Origin of the sequence: Stenotrophomonas sp. CFBP 13718 (genome assembly GCF_014842145.1) — a bacterium.
In the GTDB taxonomy this organism is placed as follows: domain Bacteria; phylum Pseudomonadota; class Gammaproteobacteria; order Xanthomonadales; family Xanthomonadaceae; genus Stenotrophomonas.
The window spans coordinates 86,995-111,546 of sequence record NZ_JACYVC010000006.1; the positions used below are offsets into that span (position 1 = coordinate 86,995).

26 protein-coding genes are annotated in these 24,552 nt (G+C 60.6%); 17 read left to right on the forward strand and 9 right to left on the reverse strand.

The window, feature by feature from the left end; translation table 11 throughout:
* Window positions 1–189: 189 nt before the first annotated feature.
* Window positions 190–702: an H-NS family nucleoid-associated regulatory protein gene (locus tag IFT58_RS11290; protein ID WP_192095000.1), complete on the forward strand. Its 513-nt coding sequence runs from the start codon at window positions 190–192 to the stop codon at window positions 700–702.
* 1,338 nt (window positions 703–2,040) lie between these two features.
* On the opposite strand, the gene IFT58_RS11300 is transcribed toward IFT58_RS11290, so the two are convergent.
* The 4 genes from IFT58_RS11300 to IFT58_RS11315 form a co-directional block, all read right to left on the reverse strand.
* Window positions 2,041–2,748 (reverse strand): superoxide dismutase, encoded by a 708-nt coding sequence (locus tag IFT58_RS11300; RefSeq protein ID WP_192095002.1) that lies wholly within the window; start codon window positions 2,746–2,748, stop codon window positions 2,041–2,043.
* 78 nt (window positions 2,749–2,826) lie between these two features.
* The gene (locus IFT58_RS11305; RefSeq protein ID WP_192095004.1) at window positions 2,827–4,257 is read right to left on the reverse strand and encodes a PepSY domain-containing protein; all 1,431 of its coding nucleotides are present in this window, start codon (window positions 4,255–4,257) and stop codon (window positions 2,827–2,829) included.
* A gap of 1 nt (window position 4,258) precedes the next feature.
* Window positions 4,259–6,298 carry a TonB-dependent receptor gene (locus IFT58_RS11310; RefSeq protein ID WP_249405674.1) on the reverse strand — a complete coding sequence of 680 codons (2,040 nt, stop codon included), beginning with the start codon at window positions 6,296–6,298 and terminating at the stop codon, window positions 4,259–4,261.
* Between the two features lie 186 nt (window positions 6,299–6,484).
* Complete coding sequence (locus IFT58_RS11315; RefSeq protein WP_342029558.1) at window positions 6,485–6,811, reverse strand: DUF2946 family protein; 327 nt, start codon at window positions 6,809–6,811, stop codon at window positions 6,485–6,487.
* A 409-nt stretch (window positions 6,812–7,220) separates the two neighbouring features.
* Here IFT58_RS11315 and IFT58_RS11320 point away from each other — a divergent pair, with 409 nt between their 5' ends.
* The 7 genes from IFT58_RS11320 (at window position 7,221) to IFT58_RS11350 (ending at window position 12,800) form a co-directional block, all read left to right on the forward strand.
* Entirely contained in the window at window positions 7,221–7,784 is a 564-nt protein-coding gene (locus IFT58_RS11320; RefSeq protein ID WP_192095008.1) for a TetR/AcrR family transcriptional regulator, read from the forward strand.
* 104 nt (window positions 7,785–7,888) lie between these two features.
* Entirely contained in the window at window positions 7,889–8,572 is a 684-nt protein-coding gene (locus tag IFT58_RS11325; protein ID WP_026069961.1) for a DsbA family oxidoreductase, read from the forward strand.
* Window positions 8,573–8,689: 117 nt separating this feature from the next.
* Complete coding sequence (locus IFT58_RS11330; protein ID WP_070425421.1) at window positions 8,690–9,244, forward strand: OsmC family protein; 555 nt, start codon at window positions 8,690–8,692, stop codon at window positions 9,242–9,244.
* An 83-nt stretch (window positions 9,245–9,327) separates the two neighbouring features.
* Window positions 9,328–10,449 (forward strand): alkene reductase, encoded by a 1,122-nt coding sequence (locus tag IFT58_RS11335; protein ID WP_192095010.1) that lies wholly within the window; start codon window positions 9,328–9,330, stop codon window positions 10,447–10,449.
* Between the two features lie 40 nt (window positions 10,450–10,489).
* Window positions 10,490–10,819 carry a thioredoxin gene (gene trxA, locus IFT58_RS11340; protein ID WP_192095012.1) on the forward strand — a complete coding sequence of 110 codons (330 nt, stop codon included), beginning with the start codon at window positions 10,490–10,492 and terminating at the stop codon, window positions 10,817–10,819.
* A 57-nt stretch (window positions 10,820–10,876) separates the two neighbouring features.
* Complete coding sequence (locus IFT58_RS11345) at window positions 10,877–11,242, forward strand: thioredoxin family protein (RefSeq protein WP_192095014.1); 366 nt, start codon at window positions 10,877–10,879, stop codon at window positions 11,240–11,242.
* A gap of 115 nt (window positions 11,243–11,357) precedes the next feature.
* On the forward strand, window positions 11,358–12,800 hold the full coding sequence (locus IFT58_RS11350; protein WP_192095016.1) for a dihydrolipoyl dehydrogenase: 1,443 nt from the start codon (window positions 11,358–11,360) through the stop codon (window positions 12,798–12,800).
* 345 nt (window positions 12,801–13,145) lie between these two features.
* Here IFT58_RS11350 and IFT58_RS11355 read toward each other — a convergent pair whose 3' ends face one another.
* Entirely contained in the window at window positions 13,146–14,003 is an 858-nt protein-coding gene (locus IFT58_RS11355) for an NAD(P)H-binding protein (protein ID WP_192095018.1), read from the reverse strand.
* A 59-nt stretch (window positions 14,004–14,062) separates the two neighbouring features.
* On the opposite strand from IFT58_RS11355, the gene IFT58_RS18940 reads away from it, so the two are divergent.
* Entirely contained in the window at window positions 14,063–14,188 is a 126-nt protein-coding gene (locus tag IFT58_RS18940; RefSeq protein ID WP_274603059.1) for a hypothetical protein, read from the forward strand.
* Window positions 14,189–14,207: 19 nt separating this feature from the next.
* Complete coding sequence (locus tag IFT58_RS11360; RefSeq protein WP_192081624.1) at window positions 14,208–15,083, forward strand: AraC family transcriptional regulator; 876 nt, start codon at window positions 14,208–14,210, stop codon at window positions 15,081–15,083.
* Between the two features lie 76 nt (window positions 15,084–15,159).
* Here the strand turns inward: IFT58_RS11360 and IFT58_RS11365 are convergent, their stop codons facing one another.
* Window positions 15,160–15,648, reverse strand: a complete 489-nt coding sequence (locus IFT58_RS11365; protein WP_192081625.1) for a cysteine hydrolase family protein — start codon at window positions 15,646–15,648, stop codon at window positions 15,160–15,162.
* Window positions 15,649–15,659: 11 nt separating this feature from the next.
* Complete coding sequence (locus IFT58_RS11370; protein ID WP_249405145.1) at window positions 15,660–16,529, reverse strand: MBL fold metallo-hydrolase; 870 nt, start codon at window positions 16,527–16,529, stop codon at window positions 15,660–15,662.
* A gap of 95 nt (window positions 16,530–16,624) precedes the next feature.
* Between IFT58_RS11370 and IFT58_RS11375 the strand changes: the two genes are divergently transcribed.
* Entirely contained in the window at window positions 16,625–17,608 is a 984-nt protein-coding gene (locus IFT58_RS11375; protein ID WP_192095020.1) for a helix-turn-helix domain-containing protein, read from the forward strand.
* A gap of 141 nt (window positions 17,609–17,749) precedes the next feature.
* Here the strand turns inward: IFT58_RS11375 and IFT58_RS11380 are convergent, their stop codons facing one another.
* Window positions 17,750–18,175 (reverse strand): DUF6691 family protein, encoded by a 426-nt coding sequence (locus IFT58_RS11380; RefSeq protein ID WP_192095022.1) that lies wholly within the window; start codon window positions 18,173–18,175, stop codon window positions 17,750–17,752.
* Complete coding sequence (locus IFT58_RS11385; protein ID WP_192095024.1) at window positions 18,172–18,612, reverse strand: YeeE/YedE thiosulfate transporter family protein; 441 nt, start codon at window positions 18,610–18,612, stop codon at window positions 18,172–18,174. Before IFT58_RS11385 ends, IFT58_RS11380 begins: the two co-directional genes overlap by 4 nt.
* Window positions 18,613–18,932: 320 nt before the next feature.
* On the opposite strand from IFT58_RS11385, the gene IFT58_RS11390 reads away from it, so the two are divergent.
* From IFT58_RS11390 to IFT58_RS11415, 6 genes are all read left to right on the forward strand, one after another.
* Window positions 18,933–19,235 (forward strand): metalloregulator ArsR/SmtB family transcription factor, encoded by a 303-nt coding sequence (locus IFT58_RS11390; RefSeq protein WP_076037749.1) that lies wholly within the window; start codon window positions 18,933–18,935, stop codon window positions 19,233–19,235.
* A gap of 879 nt (window positions 19,236–20,114) precedes the next feature.
* The gene (locus tag IFT58_RS11395) at window positions 20,115–21,020 is read left to right on the forward strand and encodes a hypothetical protein (protein WP_192095026.1); all 906 of its coding nucleotides are present in this window, start codon (window positions 20,115–20,117) and stop codon (window positions 21,018–21,020) included.
* Entirely contained in the window at window positions 20,999–21,700 is a 702-nt protein-coding gene (locus tag IFT58_RS11400; protein WP_192095028.1) for a hypothetical protein, read from the forward strand. Before IFT58_RS11395 ends, IFT58_RS11400 begins: the two co-directional genes overlap by 22 nt.
* A complete protein-coding gene (locus IFT58_RS11405; RefSeq protein WP_192095030.1) occupies window positions 21,697–22,485 on the forward strand; it encodes a hypothetical protein in 789 nt (262 codons plus the stop codon). The genes IFT58_RS11400 and IFT58_RS11405 overlap by 4 nt, the downstream gene beginning before the upstream one ends.
* A gap of 773 nt (window positions 22,486–23,258) precedes the next feature.
* Window positions 23,259–23,759, forward strand: a complete 501-nt coding sequence (locus IFT58_RS11410; RefSeq protein WP_192095032.1) for a spore coat U domain-containing protein — start codon at window positions 23,259–23,261, stop codon at window positions 23,757–23,759.
* Between the two features lie 126 nt (window positions 23,760–23,885).
* Window positions 23,886–24,542: a fimbria/pilus periplasmic chaperone gene (locus IFT58_RS11415; protein ID WP_192095034.1), complete on the forward strand. Its 657-nt coding sequence runs from the start codon at window positions 23,886–23,888 to the stop codon at window positions 24,540–24,542.
* Window positions 24,543–24,552 lie beyond the last annotated feature (10 nt).

A 24,552-nucleotide genomic window follows, 5' to 3' on the forward strand; every position in this document is an offset into this window, starting at 1 on the left:
CGGGTCAACCCTATCGCCGGTATTTCTTCAGGATGGTTCTCATTGGCAAGGATTCAGTTCGGACTGGCGCCGCGCGGCTGAGCAAGGCTGTCCTCGTGGGATCAAAGTTGGCCGGAGGATCCGACATGCGTTGTCCTTCGCCCCGCCGATGGGCTATAAACCCTGCTGACCCTGAACGGAGCAATCCCCTTGGCCTTCACCACCCTCAAATCGCTCGATGCTGAGATCAAACAGCTGGAAGCCCAGAAAAAACTGGTCGAGAAACGCGACGGAGAGGTGCCCAAGGCGCTCGCAGTGCTCCAAAGGTATGCGAAGGTCCTCACTCCCGCGCAGCGGCGGCAGGTCGCCAAACTCATCGGAGAGTCGATCGACACCCAGCCGGCGCGCGCGCCCAAGGCGGGCACTGGATCGTTGAAGGGCCGCAAGCTCGGCAAAGTCGCCGCGAAGTATCGTCTTCCCAGCGGTGAGACATGGGCGGGCCGTGGCCTGACCCCCAAGGCCTTCGCCACGTGGGCCAAGTCTGCCGACGGCAAAGCATGGGCCAAGGCCAACCCGGGGGCAAAGTTCCCGGCGGCCGATGGCGCGGTGACCAAATCGCCAACCAAGGCGGTTAGGAAGGTGACCAAGGCGGTCAAGAAGGCGAGCAAGGCCAAGCCGATTCGGAAGCCCGCCAAGAAGGGCACGGCGAAGGCAGCTTCTTAACACATGCACGAAGGCCTCGCCGATGCCGGCACCAAGGCGGTGGCTGCTGCGCAAGCGTTGCTTGATGTCGCCAATGGGACGCTCTTGGAACTAGTGGCGTTCCCTACGAGTCGCGCCAGGAGGGTGTCCCATGACGCGCTTGTAGGCGCGACTGAACGCTGCCTGCGACGCGTAGCCCAGACGCTCTGCCACTACTTCGATGGACAGGCTTTGGTGGATCAGCCACTGACTCGCCAACTGCATTCGAAGCTCAGCCATGTATCGCAGGGGCGCGGTTCCGATGGCGGTCTGGAACCGGTCTGCAAAGAGACGCCGTGAGATGTTAGATTCCGCAGCCAGCGCTGCGACGGTCCAGTCACGCTCAGGGTCTCTGTGCAGGGCAAGCAACGACAGCGATAGTCTAGGGTCGCGCATGGCATGACCAGGCCTGATGGTCCGTCGCAACCGCGCTCAACCCGGTCACGGACGATCATGGCGGCGACTGCATCCGCCAGCCGGGCGAGTATGCCCGCAAAGCCATTACGTCCGAAGCACACCTTGCGCTTCATCGCGTTGACCATCGGCAACAGCCCAATGAACTGAGCGGCGTTGCCATCGGCCAACATCACCGCCGGCATCACCTTGCTCAACCCTTGCATGCCCCCAGATCGAACACCATGCATCCGTGGCAGAGCACGGCGCTTGGCACGGCATGGTCGCTCGGTCACATGTCTGTCCCGTTCACGGTGTCGCCTAGTGGAGCGGCATCTATCGTTTCCAAACACTGGACGGGATGGTCCTTGGGTTGCACGTGCGGTGCCGGATCAGGCCGAGAGTGCCGGCGGGATGGTGGTCGCTGCTGTGCAGTCCTCCATCGCAGCGGGCGCCGCCTTGGGCGGTCTCGTGTTTGGGCTGGGCGGCATCGTTGCAGCCCTCACCGTGGCTGGGGCGGTGATGCTCCTCGCCAGTCTGCTCACTGCGTTGCGGATCAGGGTGAGCTCGCCGACGTTGTCGGCAGGTGCGGCGTTTCACATCTAGTTGTTATCAGCTATGAGCGGCTGCGTGAACCAGTCCTAGCGCCAAGCACCAAGCAAACTAGCGGGCTAAGGAAAAATGAGGGGGCGCTGGCATGTGAGCCTAGCCGGGTCGTGTCAACCTTCGAAAAGTTGTGGGCCGACCTTGGGCGGCCCTTTCTTATGCGCTCGGATCTTTGGGCCTCCCGCGTGCGTTTTATTTAACGCGAGCAGGAAACGGCTGATTCTTGGTCCCGCTGATTGAATGGACCGCCAGTCCCCAGTGATGCACGATCTCTGAAAGGGCAAGCTACCTCACTGACTTCGCGGGACTGTGGCTTCACCTTCAGCGCTTGCCAGTGGCGGCGTCATAGCGCGCGTTGACCTGGTTCCAGTTGACCATTGGCCACCATGCCTTGATGTAGTCGGCGCGTTTGTTCTGATAGTGCAGGTAGTAAGCGTGCTCCCAGACATCCAACGCCAGCAGCGGCGTGCCACGTTCGGTGACCACGTCCATCAGCGGATTATCCTGGTTGGGTGTGGTGGTGATGGCGAGCGAGCCATCCGGCTTGAGGATGAGCCAGGCCCAGCCCGAGCCGAATACTCTGGTCGCCGCTTCGGCGAACTTGGTCTGAAACGCTTCCTTGGAGCCGAAGGTCTGCACGAGTTTGGCTTTCAGCACCGGGGACGGGCTGCCGCCTTTACCCACCGGGGCCATCAACGTCCAGAACAGACTGTGGTTGTAATGACCGCCGGCGTTGTTGCGCACCGCGGCGCCATACCGCGACACGCTGGCTTGGATATCTTCCAACGAAGTCGTGGCCAAGGCGGGGTAGTCCTTTACCTTGGCGTTGAGGTTGTTCACGTAGGCCCTGTGATGCCCATTGTGGTGGATGTCCATCGTCCGCGCGTCGATCGCCGGTTCCAAGGCGTTATTGGCGTAGGGCAGCTCGGGCAACGAGAACGGAACATTCTTCGACTCACTAGCCGAAGCCAGGTTGGCAGTGAGCAACAGGGCCGTCGCGAACAGCGAGGTGAGGGCGAGTCTTCTCATCAATGATTCCTCCAAGAATTGGGAGCTGTGCTCCCGGAATACCCGTAATCCGGGTGATAGAAAGGCCCGCAGTCCGCATCAGTTCAGGGGTCTACTTGGAACGCGCCGGCCGCAGTTAACAACGAAATCAACGACCCCGACTAGTAGCAGCGAAAGCCCTACCAACGGGAACAGAAAGCCGCCCACGCACAGCAGCGCGAACACGATGGTCACGGTCCGCCGTTCCTTCGGTAGTGGTGGCACTCCAGTTCCGCCAAGCGGCCGGCGCTTCCACCACATCACTGCGCCGCTGATGCACAGAAGCGCGATGCCAACGCAGGCAAGGATCAACAACAGGCGATTGAACGTGCCGTACTCCTGACCCAAGTGCACGTTGATGCCCCATTCGAGCCCGCGCCCCAACGCGCCGTAATCGGCATAGCCCATGTCCAGCAGCACCTGGCCGCTGTACTGGTCCAGGTGCACCACCCGCTGGTCGGCCAGTTCTTCTGGGTAAACCGAGGCGGTGTACACGCCCGTCGGGCCACGCGGCAGCGACACGCTATAGCCAGGTGCGAGCGCAAGCGCAGTGAACCGCTGCACGGCTGCGTCGATGCCGATGGCGCCCAGCTGGGGTGACAGGTCGCCGAGTGCACCAGCCCCGTGTGCTTCGTGCCCGGTATGTTTGTCGGCAGGGCCGTGCCGATCGTGTGGCGGGGCCGACACCGGCAGCTGCACCTGTTCCATTGACCAGGTGGGTGCGGTGGTATCGGCTAGGCGTTGCTGGGACATTGGCACCTGCACCCGCACGCCGGCAGGGTAGCCATAGTCCTGCCCGTTGGCCCATGCGTTGACCTGCTTGCCCCATATCACCGACCACGGCATGCCGGTCATTGCAAGAAACAGCAGCACTAGTCCGACCCAGATGCCTGTCACCGCGTGCAGGTCGCGCCAGAACAGTCGCTGGGCCGGCCGGCCACGCACGGTAGTAATCCCACTCTTTTGCCCCCGTGGCCACCACAGGTAGACGCCAGTAAGCACAAGCAGGATGGACCAGCCAGCGGCGATCTCGATCAATGCGCTGGCGTAGTCGCCTAGGAGATCGAGACTGTGCAACCGCCGCACGATGCCCGAGAACGTGCCCTTCTCCGGCAAGTGCCCAAGCACTCGTGCCGAACTGGGATCGACGTAATAGACCTCGCGCCGCCCGTCAGGTTCCAGCGTTCCGATCTCGACGCTACCATCGCCGCGCTCTGGCATGGTATATCGGAACGCTGTCCCGGCGGTGGCAGCGGTTACCGCGGCGATATGGGCGCTGGGGAGTGCAGGCGCACCCTGAGACGTCCCTGCCACCTTCAAGTCGCGGTGCACCCAGCGGTCGATGGGCTTTTGGTAGAGATAGACGGCGCCCGTCAGTGCCAGCCAGACGATGAAAGGCAGCACGAACAGCCCCGCATAGAAGTGCCACCGCCACACCGCGGGATAGAAACGCCGTCGTTCCGGCTGGCGTGCAGTTGGGGTGGCGTCCATGTCAGAGTTCCCGAGTCCAGCTCAGGTAAACCGCGCGGCCATCGCCTGGTGAGTATCCGGAAGAGCCGCTGTCGTACCAGGCATATACATAAAATCGGTCCGTGGCATTTTTCAGCTGCAAGGCAAGGCTGTTTCGCTCATCCAGACGGTAAGTCGCGCTCAGGTTCAACAGGGCGTAGCCGCCGTAGCGGCCTAGTGTATTGGTGCGCTCAACGAAGTAGTCACCTTGGCCATTGCCCCAAGCACTGAAAGCCCAGTCGGCGTTGGGCGCATATTCCAAGCCTGCGCTGGCCAGCCAATTTGGCACGTTCTCGATCTGTCGACCACGGGTCTGCGGCGAACCCGGGTCCGGTGCCTCAATCACAGCCTTCTGCCGCGAGTAGGAAGCCCAAGCGCGCCACTGCTCATTTGCCTGCCATGTCACCTGGGCATCCCAGCCACGGCGAAGGGTTTCACCCACGTTGCTAACTTCATTGCTGCCCACTGCCCCGTTGACGCCAAGGACGGTTGCCACTTCGTCCGATGCGCGCTGTTCCCAGTAGGCCAAGCGGGCCTGTAGGCCTTGTACGGGAGTCCACTTGAGGCCGGTTTCCCAGCCTTCGTTGATCGAGGGGGACAGGTTGCCGCTCTGAGCGCGGTAGGCGCCATTGCCACTGCCGATCTGGAATGTGCGGCCCCAGTTGGCATACGCGATCGTGGTCGCTCCTAGGTCATAGGACGCGCTCAACTTAGGCTGTTTGATCAGACCGTAGCCATAGACCGGCGCACGTGTGGCGGCAGCCACGTTGAGGAAGTCGCCGTAGATTCGGTCCACGCGGTAGGCTGGCACGATCTTTAGTGCGTCGATCGGCCTGATCACGGCCTGCACGTAAGCGCCGCGGGTGTCGAGGTCAAAATCCCAATCGCGTAGCGTAGCTTGGCGTTCGCGCACCACGGTGCGATAGCGACGAGCCTTATTGTCCTGCCATTGTCCATCTACGCCTGCGTCCAGCACGAACTCGGCAAGGGTCGTGGTAGGGCGCCAAGTGGTGTTGAGGATAAGCCCACGGTGGGTTTCGTCGTTGAAGCGCTCCTGCTGCGCGCCGCCAGCGGTAAAGGTTACCCAGCGCTGATTGCGGTAGTCATTCTGGTAGGCCTTTGCGTTCCAGCTCCAGTCAGTGCCTAGCGTGCCGTCGAGATGCAACGCGGTCTGGACTGTCTCCCGTTCGCTGCGATCATCGCGGGCGTAATCGGGCGACTGCTTCGGATTGGCCCGCGCTTCCAAGTAGCTGAGGTAGCCGGCTTCCAGTGCGGTGTTCTTGTAATACCGGCTGGTGAGGCCAGCGCGCCATTGGCCGTCTGGGTCGGCATAGAACCACTTGCCGGCGAAGCTGCGCTGCGTGCCATTCGCGTGGTCGCGCTCACCGTCCGTGCCACGCCAACCAACGAAGTAGTTCTGCGACCAGGCACCAGTCTCAAATGCCTTCGCCAGTTGAATATCTTCGGTGCCGAAGCTGCCTACGGTCACGCTAAGCTGGCCATCGTTGCCGCCTCGGCGGGTGAGTACGTTAACGTCACCGGCGATAGCGTGCAGGCCGTACCGCGCGTCGTTGGTCCCGCGCACGATCTCCATCGCGCTGATATCCAGTGGGAAAACTGCATCCAAGTAAGGCATGCCGCCTGCATTGTCGTTGCTCGGGATGCCATCAATCAGCAGCTTGACCGCATTGATGCGACCTTCGCCATTGAAACCGCGGAAAGAAAAGCGGCCGGCATCGGAGCCCATCTTGAACTGGGTGACCTGCACACCCGGTGCGTTCATTAGCAGCTCCCAGCTATGGTCGACCTTCTGCTGTTGCAGCAGATCGCCACCAATGATGTCCACAGAGGTGAATACGGAACGCGCTGAGAGCTCGCGTTCGGCAGCGGAGCGCGCCTGCACGGTGCCCAGGGTTAGCACGGTTCCGTCCTCAGCAGCTGCCAGTGATGGAGTTAGCGCGGTGCAGGCGATTGCGGCCACGATGGCTTCGGTAAGCAGGCGTGTAGAGAGAAGTTTTTTCATTTTCCACAACATCAATATGCCGCGGCCAGAGGAGGGCCGAGACAAGCAGAAGAGCCGGCGCTTGAGCCGGGTGTCAGTAGGGGAGGGCAGCTTCCAGGTCCGCGTCTATTTGCCTCAGGTCCATTGGGGAGCGAGAAAGACGTGCACTACCTAGAAGGCGCATTGCGCCTCAGGTCGCGGGCTGGATCAGCAGGTGAGGGCAGACGGTGGGCCGCGGGCCCCAAGCGTGCCCGGAACACGGATACGCCGTCTATCGACCAAGCCGAACAGGGCACGGAAGACCGCCGACCAGATGGCCATCGCCAAGAGCAGCGCCACGAGCAGGCTGATCATCCGCGCAGCGATCAGACAGTATTCGCAGTCCACGCCCATCTCGTGCTCGGCATGTGGGTCAGCTGACTTCTGCGATGGTGTTGTGTCAAAAACTGCTGTATCCGAAGACTCCGACACCATTGGCATGGCGTGGTGAATGCCATGCCCCATGTGATGCGAATCAGCCGCCTTGGGTGCCATTGGTTCTACGTACGAATGATGCCTTGCATGTGTATCGGGTGCGTGTGTCGCACTGAGCAACGGGTGCGCAATCGCCCGGCTAATCAATGGAGCGACAACCAATAGCAGCATCGATAGGCATGCCAAGGTGTGGGTCCAGCGGTGGAGGGCAAGGGGGCGCACAGCCCCGATACTAAGGGATGCGAAGAGGACGCAGGCGCTGGCTGCCGCCAAATTGAGCCTCCGCGACTATTTGTCGCACTTGCTTCCCTCTCTCACAATTCCACGCTGCACGGCTGTCTGTGGGTCGCACCAGGGCACACAAAAGCGGCGCGTCGTGGTGCCGAGTATGGGACACGCATGCAACTGTTGACTACCTACCAGGAGGTAGGTAAGGTGTGGTTTAGAGATTGGAACCTGAGGAGAACTGATGGCCCTTGGCACACGCGAAGCACTGATTCGGACTGCTGAGCAGCTGATGCGTACACGCGGCTACTCCGCGTTTAGCTACGCGGATCTGTCAGAGTCGGTGGGCATCCGAAAGGCAAGCATCCATCATCACTTTCCGACGAAGGAGGATCTAGGCAAGGCACTCGTGGAGGAGTACATCGAGCGCGTTCGAGTCGAACTGGGGCGGATTGAGATGCAGCACGGGCATGTTATCGGCCGCCTCGAAGCCTTCCTCCACATGTTCAGGTCGAGCGCCGACGGCGGTCTCCTCCCGCTTTGCGGCGCCCTAGCTGCCGAAATGTCGGCATTACCGCTGAGTTTGCAGCAGCTAACGCAACGCTTCTTCGGCATGCAGTTGAGCTGGCTCTCCAGAGCGCTAGAGCAAGGCATCGAGCGAAACGAGGTTCCCGAAGGCAGCGGAGCCAAGCACAAAGCGTTCCTGCTGTTGAGCATCCTGGAGGGGTCTTGCTTTATCAACTGGGCGACCAAGGAAGAAGATCCGTTGAGCCCTAGCGTTGTACGGCTCATCGTAGAGAACGCCTGAAACGCCTACTGCTCTTCTCTCGTAGAGGGGAGCAGGTTTCTTTTTGTTAAAGAAACCTACCTACTACAAGGTACGTAGGTGTCAACATATCAATGGAGATGGCAATGAAAACAGTGATGGTGGAAGTCTGGTCGGACTTCGTTTGCCCATGGTGCTGGGTTGCAAAGAAGCGGTTCGAGAAGGCAGTCAATTCGTTGGCCGGCCAGGTTCAGGTCGTAGTAACCAACAAAGCCTATCGACTCGCCAAGGGAATGAGGCCGATGGACTACAAGACCGCACTGCATCAGAAGTTGGGCGGTGCAGCCGGCGCTAATCGGATGATGGCCGCGGTTAGCACCAACGGGCTCCTTGAAGGCTTGGTCTACAACTTCGACACCATGCTTTTCGGAGACACGAGCGCTGCTCACGCATTGATCAAGAGCATTAGCTCGCCCGAGGTAGCCGAACTGATGGCCGAGCGTATCTACAAGGCGGCGACCACAGACGGGCTCAACATTTTCGACCAGGACGTGCTGGCGTCGCTGGCCAAAGAGGTGGGTGTGACCGATACCCTCTTTGAGTTCGATTCGGCACGCGTCTCCACCGAGATCGACCGCGATGAGCTGGAAGCGAGCCGCATCGCCAACGGTGTTCCTTTGTTCCTATTCAACGGCAAGGTCTTTGTCTCCGGCGCGCAGGAAGCAAACGTGTTCGAGCGGGCAATTCTGGATGCGGCACGAGAGATGCCCGAAGCGATGAGCGGCGCAAGCGAAGGCGAGAGCTGCGGTATCGACGGCTGCACGCGCTGATCAACCGGGTGCTTCGGCAGCCTATCCACCCATGTATCCCAATCAAGCCGCGCCCTCGGGCGCTCGGCAGATCCCTCGCGCGTAGCGCGCATTTAGAGTTTAGAAAGGAACTATAAAATGTCCAACAAGCCCAATGGCATCGACGTCGCCGCTCTCCAGCATTTTGCGAAAGGTGTCTCTGAAGATGCATCCAAGCGCAATGCCCGCTTCAACGTGAAGACAAAGTGGCATGGACAGACCCGCTCGGTTGCGACGGTTAACCACTACTCCATGGCTGGCGTGAAGCACGAGCGCCACTTCGAGATTGCAGCGGATGAGCCGACCGAACTGCTCGGTCAGAACTCGGCTCCCAATCCGCAGGAGCTGCTCATGGCAGCCCTCAATGCCTGCTTGACCGTGGGCTACGTCGTCAACGCCGCAGCCATGGGCATCACGGTGCACAGCTTGGAAATCGAGACCGACGGCGAGCTGGACCTGCGCGGGTTCCTCGGTCTGGATGACAGCGTGAACCCCGGCTACGACGAAGTCAGCTACGTGGTTCGCCTGCACGCGGATGCCTCGCGCGAGCGTCTGGAAGAGCTGCACCAGGTTGTGACGAAGACCTCGGTGAACCGCGCCAACTTCTCCAAGGCCATTCGCATGGTTTCCACACTGGAAGTTCTGGAGGACTAAGCCCTCCGGAGAGCCTTTTCCCTCCCCCACATTCGCAACAGCAGCCCCAAATCGAGGCTGTGCTCCCAATCTAGAGGCCCATCATGCGCAAGCTGTTTACCCCCTTCGACCTATCAGGCCTTCAGTTGACCAACCGCGTCGTCATGGCCCCGATGACCCGAACCCGCACGCCGGAGAACACTCCGAGCGAGCTGACTGCGCTCTACTATGGTCAACGCGCCTCGGCCGGTCTGATCATCACGGAGGGCGTTCCGGTTTCTGACGAGGGCCGTGGTTACCTGTATACCCCAGGCCTTTACACCAACGAACAGACCGAAGGCTGGCGTAAAGTCACCAATGCTGTGCATGACAAAGGCGGCAAGATCTTCGCCCAGCTGTGGCATGTCGGCCGGCTGTCGCACGTCTCGTTGCAGCCGGGCAACGTCGCGCCGGTGTCGTCGGGCGAAGTGCCGGCTGCCACCACGATGGTTTATGCGTGGGTCGAGCCCGGCAAGGAAGGCCCGGTGCTGCCTAGTAAGCCGCGCGCCCTCACTACCGATGAGGTCAAGCGTGTCATTCAGGACTTCGCCTCGTCTGCGCGTCGTGCGATGGATGCGGGCTTCGATGGCGTCGAACTGATGGCCGCCAACGCGTTCCTGTTCGACCAGTTCCTGAGCAGCAAGCTCAATACCCGCAGCGACCAGTATGGTGGGTCGATCGAGAACCGTCAGCGTCTGCTGCTGGAAACCATCGACGCGGTCGCGGCTGAAATTGGTGGCGAGAAGGTGGGCGTTCGCGTCTCCCCGTTTGGTCGCATCTACGACATGGAGGCCTTCGAAGGTGAGGCCGAAGCGTGGGCAAGCATGGCCTCTGCTCTTAACGAGCGGACCCTGGCGTTCGTGCATCTGAACTACCAGACCACGATCTCGGCAGCGGGCACGCCGGCTGGCTTCGGCGCCGCGTTCCGAAAGGCTTACCAGGGCACGCTGATCGGCGCAGGCGGGTTCACTCAGGAGCTGGCCGAGGCGGAACTGGCCAAGGGCGAGCTCGACCTGATTGCGTTCGGCACCAACTTCATTTCCAACCCCGACCTGGTGGAGCGGATGAAGAACGGCTGGCCGCTGGCAAAGCCTGATCCGTCCACCTTCTACGGCGTGATCGGAGCCAAAGGTTACACGGACTATCCGACCTACGATGGCGCTAGCGCCGCCGCAGAAGTCGTCTGATCAACTACCCCGCTTATGCGGGTCACAGATGAGGTGTGACATGGCAACCCGTAGCACGACAACCTTCGACTTCGAGTCCGACGTCATTGAAAGCAAGACGCCGGTGCTGGTGGACTTCTGGGCCCCTTGGTGCCCGCCTTGCCGAGCCATCGCCCCGTCCTTGGAAGAGATATCCGACGATTTTGAAGGCAAGCTCCACGTGGTCAAGGTCGATATCGATCAGAACCCGGAGTTGGCTCAGCGATTTGGGGTGCGGTCCATCCCAACCTTGAAAGTGTTCGTGGATGGCAAGGTCGCCAAGGAGATCGTCGGCGCGATGCCTAAGCAGGATTTGCACGAGCAGATCGCTCCGTTCGTAAAAGGCGAGTAGGCCATAACCAAGCGGGCGCCCTCTGTGGGGCGCCCGACTAGCAGAAAAGGTGAAGCGATGAACACGTCCGTGCCCTCATGGGCTGGGAAGGTGGAAGAGGTGGACGCCACCGGGTTCAACCGCATTGCGCGTTCCACAGCCGATCCTCTCTTGCTCTACATAGGGGCACCGTGGTGTCCTCCCTGCAAGACGATGGAGCCTGCATTCGCTGCCACCGCCGAGGCAATGGGCACAAAGGCCCGATTTCTCAAGGTGAATGCAGCGACGGATCCGCAGCTGTTGGACTCGTTGAAGGTCGCTGCTGTGCCGATGCTCCTGATGTATGACGACCAAGGGCGAGAAGTGGGCCGGCTCCTGGGCTCCTTGTCCGCACCGCGTATCGCGCAGTGGGCTCAGAAGCGACTCGATGGCGCACGCCAATAGTCGAGAACCGAATACTCCCAAATGTTCTAATCGGCCGTTCAAAAGTTGAGGCCGATTCAGTCTCCGCCGATCGTGCCCCAGGCCACTGCAATGCACTGGGGAAAAGAGGTCTCAGATGAATCGTGTCAAGGTTGATGTCGCCATCATTGGCGCCGGCAGTGCCGGAATGACAGCCTACCGCGCGGCCAAAGCGCATACCGACAGCATCGTGGTGATTGAAGGTGGCGTCTACGGAACCACCTGTGCGAGGGTTGGCTGCATGCCGAGCAAGCTGCTCATCAGTGCCGCAGATGCTGCTCACATGCTGGCGTTGGCGCCGAGCTTTGGCGTCATGCCTGGAGCAATCAAGGTCGACGGACGGGAAGTAATGGCCCGGGTGCGCCGCGAGCGCGATCGCTTCGTCGGCTTCGTTGTGGAGTCGGTAGAAGCGTGGCCGGAGGAACACCGGCTGTGCGGCAAGGCGACGTTCCTCTCTGCTCATGAGCTTCTGGTCGGACCGTCCATCATCGTCGAAGCTGATCGCATCGTTGTAGCGACAGGGTCCAGTCCCTTCGTTCCGGAGGGATGGCGTGAGACGCTGGGTGACAGGCTTCTTGTGAACGACGACGTTTTCGAGTGGACTGATCTGCCCAGCTCAGTGGCCGTTGTTGGCAGCGGGGTCATCGGCCTTGAGTTAGCACAGGCCCTGCATCGCCTTGGAGTGACGGTTCGCCTTTACGGTCGCAGTCGCTTCATCGGGCCGCTGAGCGACCCAGTAGTTGCGGCGGAGGCTACACGCATCTTCTCTGAAGAAGTACCTGTGAGCCTGGGCGCAAAGGTCACACCCTCGCTCACCGAGGATGGTCGAGTGTTAGTGGTCTCCGAGAATTCTGAGGGTGTTCGCAGCACCGAGACGTTCGACTTCTTGATTGCCGCGACAGGTCGTAAGCCGAACATGCTCGGAATCAGCCTGGACAATGCCGGTATCGGTTTGGACAGCTACGGGTTGCCCATCGTCGACCGCGCTACCGGTCAGAGCACTTGCCCGCACATCTTCGTTGCCGGGGATGCCAATGGGATGGCCGATATCCTTCATGAGGCCGCAGACGACGGCCGCATCGCAGGCGACAACGCGGGCCGCTATCCAAACGTGCGCCCACGCCCGCGCAGGGCGCCTCTGGGGATCGTATTTTCCAACCCCCAGATCACGATGGCGGGCGCTACCTTCCGGCAGTTGACCGAGAGCGGCGCCACGTTTGAGGTTGGAGAGGCATTGTTCGCTGATCAGGGGCGCAGCCGGGTCATGCTGGAGAACCACGGAGTAATCCGTGTCTACGCCGACAGCGCCGCAGGAACCTTCTTGGGTGCGGAGATGGTCGGCCCATCGGCCGAACACATTGGCCACCTGCTGTCATGGAGCGTTCAGCGGGGAGATACCGTCCAGCAGATGATCGACAGTCCGTTCTATCACCCAGTCGTCGAGGAGGGAGTGCGGACGGCGTTGCGTCAAATACAGCGCAAGCTGGTCATCCCGCCGCCGGCGCCGGAAAGCTGCTTGGACTGCCTGCCAGGCGCGTAGGTTGGAGTCGCGGTCACAGTAGGGGCGCAAGCAGATCGTTATGGGACCTATACGTGCTGTTAGACATGATTGGGCGAGGATCGCTGTCCAGCGCCCACCGAAGGCGGTATCCATCCCCTGGCTGTGCTGATGGCTTCGGTTCCCAACGTTCGGCACACATTTTGAATATGAATATTGAGGATGTTCGTGCCGGACTCGGTGGCTAACCCGAGAGTTTCTCAACTAATGCTCCGGCAGTGACCCATCTCCCTTCCGTGATAGGGTAAAGCAGTTCGGATCAGCCATAGTTGGCCAAACGCCCACGAGACCGATCAGTCGATCGATGCTCGTGGGCGTCAACGAAGATCAGCCGAGAGTTTCACCAAGCCACTGTTCCACGCTCCTCGGCGCGATACCAAACAACGTCTGCGCACTGGTGTCGTGAGGGATCGTATTGGTCGGACTGCTTTGCAGTGCGCCGTAGAAGGCGGCAATGGCAGCGGACGCAGGACCGATCAGCGGTTCAATCATCGCCCCGAATGCTTGGGGCGTGATGCTCTCAAAGGCGACATCGCGCCCCAGGTGGCGCTGGAAGCCTGTTGCGACATCGTTCCCGATCAGCCCTGGCAGCTGGCCAACTCCCACAACGCCACTGACCGACGTCTGCTCGAAGAGACGCTCAGCAACCTCGGCTACGTCCAAGTGTGAGCTCCAGGACACCGGTTGGTCCGACCGCAGCGGGTACCGCAGCACCCCCTCAGTCTGTGTTGGCCCGAAGACCATCGGCAGCAGTAGGTTTTCCAAGTAAAGGCGCGGTGCGACGACGGCATACGAAACGCCGGTGCTGCGAACACCCTCAATCAAGATTGCCATCGCCGAATCAGCCGGGGCCTGCAATGGCGAGTCAGGCTCATCGACAATGATACCGCTGGTGGAGATCACCACCCGCCCGGGCTTGGCCAGGTCAACCGCTCGGGCAATGTTGCGTGCGTAGGTTGCACGGCTGCCCTCGTCTGTCTGAGGCAGGTGAATGAACACCCCATCCGCACCACGGTAAGCCTCAACCAGAGATTCCACGGATGCATTGTCAATGCGAACGGTCTGTGTTGCAGCCAGTGCCTCGGATGCGCGCACTGTACCGACGGCGTTTTTTCCGGCCGCCGAGAGGCGCTTGAGTAGCGGTCCGCCTTGAGCGCCGGAGGCACCATGAATGATATAGGTCATCGTCTTCTTCTTCGTCAGGCCTTGAGGAGGCGGGTGGGCAAGCATCGAATCGCACGCGGGTGAAAGCCAATCTGGGAACGCGGGGTGAAGATGTTATTCTCGGCCAAAGAGCACAGGGTTTCACGGTCAATATGACCATGTTGATTGTCATTATTGGACAAGAAAGGCAGGATGCCGATGGCTAGGCGAAAGGAGCAGCGCGGCATGGATATCGGGCAGCTGCCCTATCATCCCCAAGCCGGCTATCGGTTCGACTTGGAGATCCTTGCCTTCTCCGAGCTGCGTCGTCGTGCGGGCGCTGAAATGCTCGAGTTGGCGCACCGTTATGAGTTCTACACCCTCGTCGGTGTTACCGAAGGGGCCTGTACTCACCGTATTGATTTCGAATTTGTGCAATGCGCACCCAATACGGTGCTCGCGTTAACGCCGGGGATGGCGCACAGCTTTGGCCCGCCAACCGATTGGGAGGGCTGGATTGTTGCGTTTCGTCCAGAGTTTGCCTGGCCCACGGCCTGCCCAGGTGCGGAAAAGAGTTGCCGCATACTTGAAGGACTGGGGAGCGTGATACGACTGACGGCGAAAGAGATGCGGGTCGTCACCGGATGCATCATGCAGATGCAGGACGACGCAGGCCTCGATGACTCACCGGAAAGCGTGCATGCGTTGCTACGCCATCAGCTCCATACTGCACTGACGCGGATCCGCATGGCAGATGAGCGCGGCGATGGGCGGGTGAAGCTCCCTCGTCCAGCTGGAAGTAGATTCAGAGAGTTCGAGCGATTGGTTGAAGAGAAGCACAGGGATTGGCATCAGGTCTCTAGCTACGCAAAGGCCATGGGATGTGCCGAAAGGACGCTGACGAGAGCGACGCTCGACGCTGCAGGCATGAGCCCCAAGGCTTTCATCGCCGCGCGGCTGGCACTCGAAGCCAAGCGCTTGCTGACGCATACGGAGTTGAAGGTGCTTGAAGTCGCTGAACAACTGTGTTTCAGCGACACCCCTAATTTCATCAAGTTCTTCCAGCGCGAGGTGGGATGTACACCTGCAACCTTCCGTCAACGTCAGACGCAGGCCGCGTAGAAGTATCCATTGGCAGATGCAGTAGGTCCGTTCGCCGTAAGGAGGCGCCTGCATATTGCAGGCGCTCCGGTGCGGCTTAGACGACTTTGCAGCGTCCCGCCAAGCCAGACAACGCGATATCGCTGATCAGCGCCGTTGGCGCAGCGCAGCCTGCGCCGAGGATTGTCACATCAAGCCCAGCTGCCTCGGGCGACAGCGCCGTGTGCGTGATGCAGTGTTGGGTCATCATGCCGACTAGACAAATGTCGGAGACATTCTGGGCGGCCAGGGTTTGGCCCAGCGGTGTGCCAAGAAAGCTGTCGGCTTGCTGTTTCTCGATCACTACGCAGCCGTTCAGTGCCTCAGCGATGGCCGGGTGCAACTCGGCACCCACCGTGCCTTTAGCCAAAAAAGGACCGTCGCTGGGCGTGAAGTGCTGGATACCTATCACCACCTCACCGGCCTGCTTGGCTTGCGCGATGGCGTCCAACGCTGCCGACAAAGCCTGCTCGCTGTTCTCAAGCGTGAGGCGGCCGCCGGGGAAGTAGTCGTTCTGGATATCCACGACAATCAGTGCAGTCTTCATGGTGTGTTCCTTTAAAAAGTGATGGTTTCGCCGTCTTCCGGGATCAGCACGCTGTCCTGGATGGACTTCTCGACGGTGTAACGGCGCAGATCAGCGCGGGAAACGGTCATGTGATTCACCGCATCCATATGCACGGCGACGATCTTTGCCTTAGGGGCCAATGCATGGACACGAGAGGTGTCATCAACGCCCATGATGATGCCGGTGTCGAAACCTTTGACCCGTGCGTCGCCCGTGTTCAACACGATGACATCCGGGGTATAGCGCTTGATCGCATCCTGCACGTCGCCGGTCCAGACGGTGTCACCAGCCAGATAAATGGTCGGTTCACCGGCTTTCTCAAAGACAAAGCCGGTCACACTGCCCAGCAGCGTCGCCAGCGGCTCCACTTTGAACATTGCGGCTGAGCCATGTTGGGCAGCAACACGCGAGATCTTCACGCCACCAAACATTTCGTGGGCCGGAAGAATCCGGACATCTTCAAACCCCTTACCGCGAAGCTGAGCAGCGTCGGCCTCGTTCTGAACGAACATGGTCATCTGACGCGGTATCAGCGTCTCTGCGGCCGGGTCCCAGTGATCCAAGTGGGTGTGCGTCAACAGCACTGCATCCACGTCCTTGAGCACCTGAGCCACATCGAACGGGAGCTCGACAGTCGGGTTGCGCAGTTCGCTGCGATAGGTGTCCGGGAAGCCGGGGTAGGCCCCTTTGGTGGCCAGCATCGGATCAACCAAGAGCACCGTGTCGCCATAGGCGATCTTTGCCGTGGCGTTTCGGATCTGTTGGATAGACGTGGTGCTCGGCGGGTTGCCTGCGGCGTGTGCATTGGTCTGGAGGCCCAGGGCCAGCAGGGTTGCGACGGCGAGTGACATCATTTTCATGGCGCAATCTCTGTGTGAATGTGTAAGACAGAGCTTGACAGTTCCGTGGTGATTGCAATACTGGCCCGCGGGACTAACATCGATTAAATCAGGCCATGATCAACCGTTGCGCGACAGAACCAGTTCACCGCCCTATTGAGGTGGTAGTCGTTGCCCCACGGGGCATCAGCGCCTTTCACCTGTCCGTGCCGTTGATGATCTTCGACATCCACTCGGAGGAGCGCGCCTTGTTCAATGTCCGCGTTGCTGCTGAGGAGCCCTTGGTAACCCTGAGCGGGGGACAAGTGGGAGTGAGCGCCAGCGGGGGCTTGGAACTGCTGGACGAAGCAGAGGTGGTCATCATTCCAGGATGGGCGGATCTGGGAAATGCGCCCAGCAACGAGTTGAAAAGCAAGCTCATCGCGGCGAATCGTCGTGGGGCGCATGTGGTCGGGCTCTGCTACGGCGCCTACGCATTGGCCTATGCCGGACTACTGGATGGACGCCTAGCTTCGACCCACTGGCTTGCCGAGGACGACTTTCCTAGACGCTTTCCCCGCGTGAAGCTCGACATGAACGCGCTTTATGTTGACGAAGAGCGCGTGGTGACCTCTGCTGGGACCGGTGCGGCGCTGGATTGCTGCATGTATCTGGTCAGGAAACTCTGCGGTGCGCGGGAGGCTAACAAAATCGCGCGCCTGATGGTCCTGCCACCCCATCGTGAGGGAGGTCAGTCCCAATACATCGAGCAGCCGGTTCCCGCCTCGCCGCAGGATGCTCTGTTGAGCGCGTTGCTCGACCACATGCGTGAGAATCTGCAAGCGGATCATTCGCTCGATGAACTGGCCAGCCGGGTAGCCATGAGCAGGCGGTCGTTCACCCGGAGATTCCACAAGGCCACTGGCATGACAGTGGGCGCTTGGCTGGACGCCGAGCGCTTGCGCCGAGCAAAGGAGCTGCTTGAATCTACCGATCTATCAATTGAAAAAGTAGCCGAACAATCCGGCTATCGCACGTCCGTGGCGTTCCGACAGAGCTTCAATCGAGCATTCCATATCAGTCCGCGCGGGTGGAGGCGGACGTTTTCACTGGAGAATTAAAGGTTCTGATTCCGGGCGCAGATTGGCTAAACCGCGCGATAGCCTGAAAAGGGGGGGAGGGAGGCTTCGCTGTATGGACACTCGCTGGCCTAGGCGCTTCAGCCTTCGGTGGGTCCTGTGGTCACAGTCCTGTTGCTATGGTCATTCCTTCGCTAAGCGAGGGCGGTGCAGAAGCCCATGGATAAGCATGCCGGCAACCATCGCAGCTGCGAACACGACTGCGAACGGTTGACCCGTCGCCAACAGGGCGACGGCTGGGCCAGGACAGATGCCCGCCAACCCCCAACCAATGCCGAACACTGCCGCACCGATCACCAGATTGCGATCGATGTCTCGGCGCTGCGGTACATGTAGCGCAGCAGCAAGCAGGGGGGTATTCCGTGCACGCGCCCACCGATAGGCGATGACAGAGGGGATCAGTGCGCCGATCATGACAAGCGCCAGCGAAGGATCCCACGCGCCCGTGACGTCAAGAAAAGCGATCACGCGCGCGGGGTTCGCCATGTCTGAAACGATAAGGCCGAGGCCAAACAATGAGCCGCATAGAAAGGCCATCAGTCGGATCATGTCCCAGCTCCGACGATGAAGCGCACAATCGCCACAGTGGCCATGCCCATAAGCATGAAGGCGACGGTCGCAACCATGGAGCGCGGCGAAAGCCTAGCCAAGCCGCAGACGCCATGGCCGCTCGTGCACCCCGAGCCCAGACGCGTTCCATACCCAACCAGCAGTCCGGCCAGAATCAGTAGCGGTGTAGTCGAGCTTGAAAGCGAGGGCAGCGAAATGGGTTTGACCGCCAGTGCTACACCCGATGTCACCAACAGCCCCGCCAGGAACAGGGCAGCCAAGGAGCGATCTCCACCTGCCGAAAGGCCGAGGGTATGAGCAATCAGGCCGGAGATGCCGGCGATTCGCCCCGTGAACATCAGGTATGCGCCTGCTGCTGTGCCAATCATCAGGCCGCCGATGAGCGGCCAATACCACGCTAAAGGGGCCAGCATCATGGCAAGTCTACCGGCAGCTTTATAAAGCAAACTCCGGTGTCGTCCCGTCCGAACCGAGGGCCCACACGCCGGCCGGCGCGCGCGCCGCGCCCGCTGCCAAAAGACCAATTTAATGCAAAATCCGAAACGACAGGGGTGCTCACGATTGGCTCTTACCGAGGAAGAGGGTCATTAAGGTTTCATAGTTGCGTAAACTATGCAACTATGGACGCATCTCTACACCTGATCGGGCCGCCATGCGGCGTTCCGCTAGGCTCTACGGCTTTCTATGGTCTCCGCATGTGAAAAACTCTTCCCTTACCGCCGCTGACCTCGTCGACATGAAGGGGCGGGTCCCAGAAGTCGCAGATCTGTTGCGCTTCATGGCCACGCCGTCGCGCCTGCTGTTGCTCTGTCAGCTGTCTCAAGGGGAGTCGACTGTAGGCGGTTTGGAGGAGGCAACCGGCATCCGGCAGCCGGCGCTTTCCCAACAGTTGGCGGAGCTACGGCAGCGGGACCTGGTCACCACCCGGCGTGAGTCTCGGTCGATCTTCTACCGGATGGCGGATCCGCGTGTGGCCGCCCTGTTGACCGCCATGCATGAGATCTTCTGCACCGAAACATCGGCGCCTGAGAGCCGGTAGTCGCATCGAGCTGTTCTGGCAATCAGTGCTCGGGGCGCTCTTTGAAGAGCAAGGCGATCATCTGCGTTGCGACACAGTGATTCTGCCAACGAACGCCGGCAAGTTAGCGTCGAGCCGTGGCGCTGCAGCCTACGCAGCAAGCCCAAGACCAGAGGTTCCCCTCCCTGTCGCGGGTGACATCAACGGATGGCTGGATTCCCCCGTCATCGGAGCGATTGCGTCGGTACGATCACATGTAGGGGGAGCCGGGCGTCTCATCCAGGGCGACCGGGCCCGGCTAAAGTGGCGGCATGGAGAACATGGTTTACGTGCCCGCCGCAAAGCGGTCCCATGATCTGGTCTGGGATCGGGTGACTGGTGAGTGCCTTACCCTGGGGGTTTTCATGGAAGGCCGGGACTACGGGGAAGTCGTTCGGGATGGGCGAGTGGCTGCGGAGTTGGAGGTGCTCGACGGCACCCCGCGGTTCGAATGCCCGCACTGCCACGATGCAATGGGCGTTCGCTCCAAAACCATACGTGCGCGAAGCGAGTTCCGCTTCTACTTTGATCATCGGACGGCGCGGCAACGGGAAACGTGCACCGGGCGAAAGGGCCATTCACCCCAAGCCATCTTGGCGCGTAAGTTCGGGCTGTGCAAAGAAGGCGCGCTCCACAAAACACTCAAGCAATGGGTGCGCGACAGCTTGGATACGGATCCGTCGTTTAGCCAGACGGAGTTGGAAAAGCGTTGGTGGGACGTCCATGGTGTTCAATGGCGACAGCCCGACGTCCAGACGCGGCGGGACGGTCAGAAGTGGGCCATTGAGATTCAGCTTTCCACCACATTTGTCCACGTCATCGCGGAGCGGATGCGGCATTACCGGAACAACGGGGGAGCGCATGCTGTGGCTCTTCAAGGACGTGGATCTGGACCAGTTCCGATTGTCCGAAGACGACCTGTTTTTCGCCAACAATCGCAATGCGTTTCGCGTCACCCCCACCACCGTGGCCCGCTTCCAACGCGAGGGCCGCTTCTGTCTCGAAGGCGTTTGGCTGGAGCCCCGTCTGGAGAGCGGCACGATCCGCGACGTGGAGGTGCGAAGGGAGGTTTGCTTTGACGAGCTGATGTTCGACACCTGCAGTCGAGGCATTCCTCGGGCCTACGTCTTCGACTACGACGGGCGCAAAGCCCAGGTGGAGGAAGAGCGGGCGGCTTGGCAGGAGGATCAAGTCTGGGGCCCCCGCCGAGAGGCCTTCGAAACCCCCTATGTGGCCATGCTCCGGGGCGAACTCGCCGACTACAAAGAACGGGATCGCAGATGGGGGGAGTTGCGCCGCTCATTTGCTCTAGTCGGGATCGCGCTGCCGCTCTATGCCAAGGGGAATGGCGACTTGGAGCGCTTGTTGGTGATCGGCTACTCGATCAAGCACGGGCAGGGGCGGCCCATTGGGATTGGCTTTGAGACGCTGGCCGAGTTAGGGCACCATGCCCACAAGGTTTGGCCTAAAAGCCTATGGTTCTACCGCTGCATGCTTCGGGCGCATGGCCAGTTGAAGACTGTATTGCCGCAGGATCGGACCGCAAAGCTTCAGGGCAAAATGAGAAGCGTGCTCGCCAGCCTGGCCAAGGGCGAGAGCACGTTCGCGCCTGATCGATCTTGGGACGCGCTCTTGGTCCGCCTATTCCCCGAAGTCGCGCGCTTGTGGGCCGCAGAACCTGGGCAAGTGGCGAAGACCGCATTGACTAAAACCAAGCAAGATCTGACGGCCGGGGAGACTTCATCATGGAAGACAGCGCATCGTTGAAAATGGAAAATTGGCCAGACGCGGTGGCCTTTGTGCCCTACGTGGGCAGCCGGTATTTAGAGGGCTTTGGGGGGCGCCGTGTGCTGCTGTTGGGCGAGTCCCACTACCGCGAAGACGGGTGGACCGACGACCCCGCCCTCACTCGCCCCTTCACCCGCAAGACGTTCGGTGACATGGAGACCTGCGAGCGAAAGGGCGGGGGAAAGTTCTTCGACGAGTTGGATCGGTTGCTGACGGGCAATGGGACACCAGCGCTTTCCGATGCAGCGCAGGCTTGGGAACGCGTCGCCTTCTGCAACCTTTCCCAACGTTTCGCTGGCACCGCAGCAGGGCATCGCCCGTCGGGTTCTGACTTCAAGGACGGCGGGAAAATTCTGGTAGACGCGATTCTTCCGATCCTCCAGCCAGAGGTGATTCTGGTGCTGGGGCGGACGGCGTGGCGCATGTTCGCGCACGGTGATCGCGCCCATCAGCCCGTCTTCCACGCGCGCTACGTCAACTCAGAAGGGCGCCGGCGGCGCTACTTGGAGGAGCGGCATGTATGGTCGCTTGATTACGGCAATGGTATGGCGTGGATGACTTGGGTCTACCACCCCTCGTGGAACGTGGATTGCTGGGAGGACCGGGCGGCAGCACTGCGGCACCTGCTGGAGTGTCCACACTACAGGCCAATGGCATGACCGAGCACCCTTTAACAAGCGGGATTCAAGCCGTGCTGTCCGTTCGACAGCGGAGATCGCCCACAGCGCAAGATATTGCTCAAGAAGCAATGGAGGCCAAGGAAAGCTTAGAGACCAACATGGGATGCATGTCGCGGATCGGCATCCCGACGGGCAGCGAGCGTCACTGGGTGGCCTTTCAGTTGCTGCGGGCATCGATGGACTACGGCCGCGCATTGCTCTTCTTGTTAGAAACCCATCCCATCGATCTGCCGGCCGTGGCCTTGGGGATGCATCGCTCGCAGATAGAGCAGTTCCTGCGAGCGGTGTTTGTCCAGTTCCTCGCCGACGAGGATCAGTTTCAAGACTTTCTTCACGAAGACCGAGGGCCTCGGAAAAAGAATGAAAAAGGAAAGTGGGTGGCCATCTTATTGAAGGACTTGGCAGCCGACGTCGAAACGACCCTTGCACGGATAGGTCAGGATGAGGAGCCCCAAAAGCTGGCCCGCACCGTAAGCAATGTGTGGGATCCGCTTTGCGGGTTGGTCCATGGCGGACAGGCAATCCGGGCTATGTATCAGGATCCTAATGGTCAGATCGGCGCCCACGTGCCGGCAGGCATCTTGTTTCAGACCACGGTCAATTCGGTGGCGACGACGAACCTTTGCGTCTTCACCGCCCTGAGCGCAGTGGGGGTTGGGGCATGGGAAGACAGCGACTTGGTTGCCTGTGCTGCCACGGCCATGGCCCGCTACATGCGTCAACGCATCGCCCGTATGGATCGGCTCGCCTTTGACACCTATTGATTGGAGAAAGGGCGTCTCAGGTGGGCGCTCGATGTCACGGCGCACCGCCGCCTAGCCCGTGGATCCACCGCGGCCACCATTTTCCCTTCGCCAGTTGACGCTGCACCAACGTTCGATAGTCAGTAGCTGAGGGTGCAGGCGCAGACCGTTTGTGCCGGCGGTGGTTGCAAGCCGCGTGAGCCGCAACGACGTTGCCTACCGCGTCTTTCCCGCCGTCTTGGCGAGCGACGAGGTGCTCGGCCGTGCATCGGAGCGGGCCAGCAGAGCGTGGTCGAAGCGCCAGCTCATCTGGAGAGGAATGCCACATCGCCAGACCGCAGTAGTAGCAGCGGCCGGACTGCGACTTAAAGGCATTGGCGCGAAGGGATTTGAGGCGCTTGTTGCTCATATAGGGCTCCGGAATCGAAAAAGATTCCCGTGCCTCCTATAGGAGAACCTCGGGCACCCGGAGCCTATTGGCTATGCGGGCACAACACCGGCGCTTCAAGCGACCGGCACCGGCTTTATAGCGTGGGGCGCGAATCCGCGCAACCGGGGACCGTCAGGACGGTCGCGGGGCGATGGCGAGTAATGGTTTGCTGGTGACCCAGAGGCCGCCACCATTCCCATCTACAAGCGATTGGGTGGCTTGGGAGAGGTGCCGGCCGAGAATCGGTCGGGTGTCAGCACCGTTAAAATCCGACCCCTTGCGCATTCCGCTTTTTGAAGTAGATCTAAAGGGAAGGCTACACCGGCCCTTTCGCTCTACCCACAAACCAACGGAGGTTTAATTAATGCGCAAGTCCCTACCCATTCTCACCCTCGCCCTGGCAGCCTCTCTGGCTTCTGGGACCGTCGCCGCTGACGACCTCACCGAAGACCTCACGGTGTCAGCGACCTTCCGCAACGAGTGCTTCTTGCAGGTCAATGACATCGGTGGAGGCGAATACGGTGGCCTGAGCACTGGCACCCAAGGCTTCTCAAATGGTGCTCTGCTCGTCCGCTGCAACGCCGGGACGGCTTACAGCATCGTGCCGGGAGATGGCACCAACTACGGCCAAGCCGTGGGCGAGCCCAACAAGCGTGCCGTCTCCGATGGTGCAGGCAACTTCGTTGCCTACGGGTTGTTCAAAGATCCAGGTGCAACTCAAACGTGGGGCGCGGGTGCGGATTTGATAGAAGGGGTGGGGACCGGTGAGAACCAGCAGCTCGGCGTGGGCTACGCGTTTTACAACATCAACAAGGTCCCCGGTGGTGACTACTCGGACACCGTGGCCGTCACCCTGACCTTCTAGCTCGAACAGCGAGTTAGCAAGGTGAAACGAGGCCCCCGAGCAATCGGGGGCCTTTCATTTATGTGTGGGTTGACAAACCCATATGTTTTGGTTGGATCAAAGGAGGTGTTTTGTCTGGGAGGACTTATGATTCGTTCGCTGCTGTTGTGTGCTGCTTTGCTCTCGTTGCCAAGTGCTGTTTTCGCGAGCAGCATCTCGTTGTCGCCGACGTCCATTGTTTCCGGTTCGCAAGAAAAGTCGGCTGCGTTGGTTTTGGAAAACAGAGGGGACAGCACCGAGCGTTACCAAGTTTCGGTTTACGCCTGGAGCCAAACCGCCGGTGGCCAGGACGTTGCGGTGCCCACGCAAGACCTGATGGCGGCGCCTTCAGTTATCGAGATCCCGGCGAAGTCCAAACGTGCCGTCCGGGTGATCCGCGTTAGAGGTCAAGATTCCCCGGCGTATTACCGCTTGCTGCTGCGCCAGCTCCCATCTGCTCAACCAGCCGGCCGCATGAGACTGCTGGTCAACCAAGACCTGCCTGTCGCGTTTGAAGACCCCAAGGCCGGGGAGCCGGTGCTGAGTGCCCGCTTCACGACTCAAGGGGTTTTGCTGTCCAATGACGGGGCTAAAGCAGGGCGGCTGACCAGCATTGGCCCCGCTGGCCAGGCCCACTGGCGCGAGGGCGCGTTGGGTTGGGTGCTGCCCGGCCAGAGCAAGCTCATCCTGCTCCAGCCTGGCCTCCGCGCCCCGTCCCTGTCGATCACGGTCAACGGCAAGCCCCTCACCGTCGCAGCGAAGTAAGGGGCCCTCA

What these genes read in the sequence shown, in the direction of transcription:
- IFT58_RS11300 (WP_192095002.1), bottom strand. Translation starts at nt 2,748, where the DNA reads ATGAGAAGACTCGCCCTCACCTCGCTGTTCGCGACGGCCCTGTTGCTC.
- IFT58_RS11305 (WP_192095004.1), bottom strand. Translation starts at nt 4,257, where the DNA reads ATGGACGCCACCCCAACTGCACGCCAGCCGGAACGACGGCGTTTCTAT.
- IFT58_RS11310 (WP_249405674.1), bottom strand. Translation starts at nt 6,298, where the DNA reads ATGAAAAAACTTCTCTCTACACGCCTGCTTACCGAAGCCATCGTGGCC.
- IFT58_RS11315 (WP_342029558.1), bottom strand. Translation starts at nt 6,811, where the DNA reads ATGGCACCCAAGGCGGCTGATTCGCATCACATGGGGCATGGCATTCAC.
- IFT58_RS11320 (WP_192095008.1), top strand. Translation starts at nt 7,221, where the DNA reads ATGGCCCTTGGCACACGCGAAGCACTGATTCGGACTGCTGAGCAGCTG.
- IFT58_RS11325 (WP_026069961.1), top strand. Translation starts at nt 7,889, where the DNA reads ATGAAAACAGTGATGGTGGAAGTCTGGTCGGACTTCGTTTGCCCATGG.
- IFT58_RS11330 (WP_070425421.1), top strand. Translation starts at nt 8,690, where the DNA reads ATGTCCAACAAGCCCAATGGCATCGACGTCGCCGCTCTCCAGCATTTT.
- IFT58_RS11335 (WP_192095010.1), top strand. Translation starts at nt 9,328, where the DNA reads ATGCGCAAGCTGTTTACCCCCTTCGACCTATCAGGCCTTCAGTTGACC.
- trxA (WP_192095012.1), top strand. Translation starts at nt 10,490, where the DNA reads ATGGCAACCCGTAGCACGACAACCTTCGACTTCGAGTCCGACGTCATT.
- IFT58_RS11345 (WP_192095014.1), top strand. Translation starts at nt 10,877, where the DNA reads ATGAACACGTCCGTGCCCTCATGGGCTGGGAAGGTGGAAGAGGTGGAC.
- IFT58_RS11350 (WP_192095016.1), top strand. Translation starts at nt 11,358, where the DNA reads ATGAATCGTGTCAAGGTTGATGTCGCCATCATTGGCGCCGGCAGTGCC.
- IFT58_RS11355 (WP_192095018.1), bottom strand. Translation starts at nt 14,003, where the DNA reads ATGACCTATATCATTCATGGTGCCTCCGGCGCTCAAGGCGGACCGCTA.
- IFT58_RS11360 (WP_192081624.1), top strand. Translation starts at nt 14,208, where the DNA reads ATGGATATCGGGCAGCTGCCCTATCATCCCCAAGCCGGCTATCGGTTC.
- IFT58_RS11365 (WP_192081625.1), bottom strand. Translation starts at nt 15,648, where the DNA reads ATGAAGACTGCACTGATTGTCGTGGATATCCAGAACGACTACTTCCCC.
- IFT58_RS11370 (WP_249405145.1), bottom strand. Translation starts at nt 16,529, where the DNA reads ATGAAAATGATGTCACTCGCCGTCGCAACCCTGCTGGCCCTGGGCCTC.
- IFT58_RS11375 (WP_192095020.1), top strand. Translation starts at nt 16,625, where the DNA reads ATGATCAACCGTTGCGCGACAGAACCAGTTCACCGCCCTATTGAGGTG.
- IFT58_RS11380 (WP_192095022.1), bottom strand. Translation starts at nt 18,175, where the DNA reads ATGATCCGACTGATGGCCTTTCTATGCGGCTCATTGTTTGGCCTCGGC.
- IFT58_RS11385 (WP_192095024.1), bottom strand. Translation starts at nt 18,612, where the DNA reads ATGATGCTGGCCCCTTTAGCGTGGTATTGGCCGCTCATCGGCGGCCTG.
- IFT58_RS11390 (WP_076037749.1), top strand. Translation starts at nt 18,933, where the DNA reads ATGAAGGGGCGGGTCCCAGAAGTCGCAGATCTGTTGCGCTTCATGGCC.
- IFT58_RS11395 (WP_192095026.1), top strand. Translation starts at nt 20,115, where the DNA reads ATGCTGTGGCTCTTCAAGGACGTGGATCTGGACCAGTTCCGATTGTCC.
- IFT58_RS11400 (WP_192095028.1), top strand. Translation starts at nt 20,999, where the DNA reads ATGGAAGACAGCGCATCGTTGAAAATGGAAAATTGGCCAGACGCGGTG.
- IFT58_RS11405 (WP_192095030.1), top strand. Translation starts at nt 21,697, where the DNA reads ATGACCGAGCACCCTTTAACAAGCGGGATTCAAGCCGTGCTGTCCGTT.
- IFT58_RS11410 (WP_192095032.1), top strand. Translation starts at nt 23,259, where the DNA reads ATGCGCAAGTCCCTACCCATTCTCACCCTCGCCCTGGCAGCCTCTCTG.
- IFT58_RS11415 (WP_192095034.1), top strand. Translation starts at nt 23,886, where the DNA reads ATGATTCGTTCGCTGCTGTTGTGTGCTGCTTTGCTCTCGTTGCCAAGT.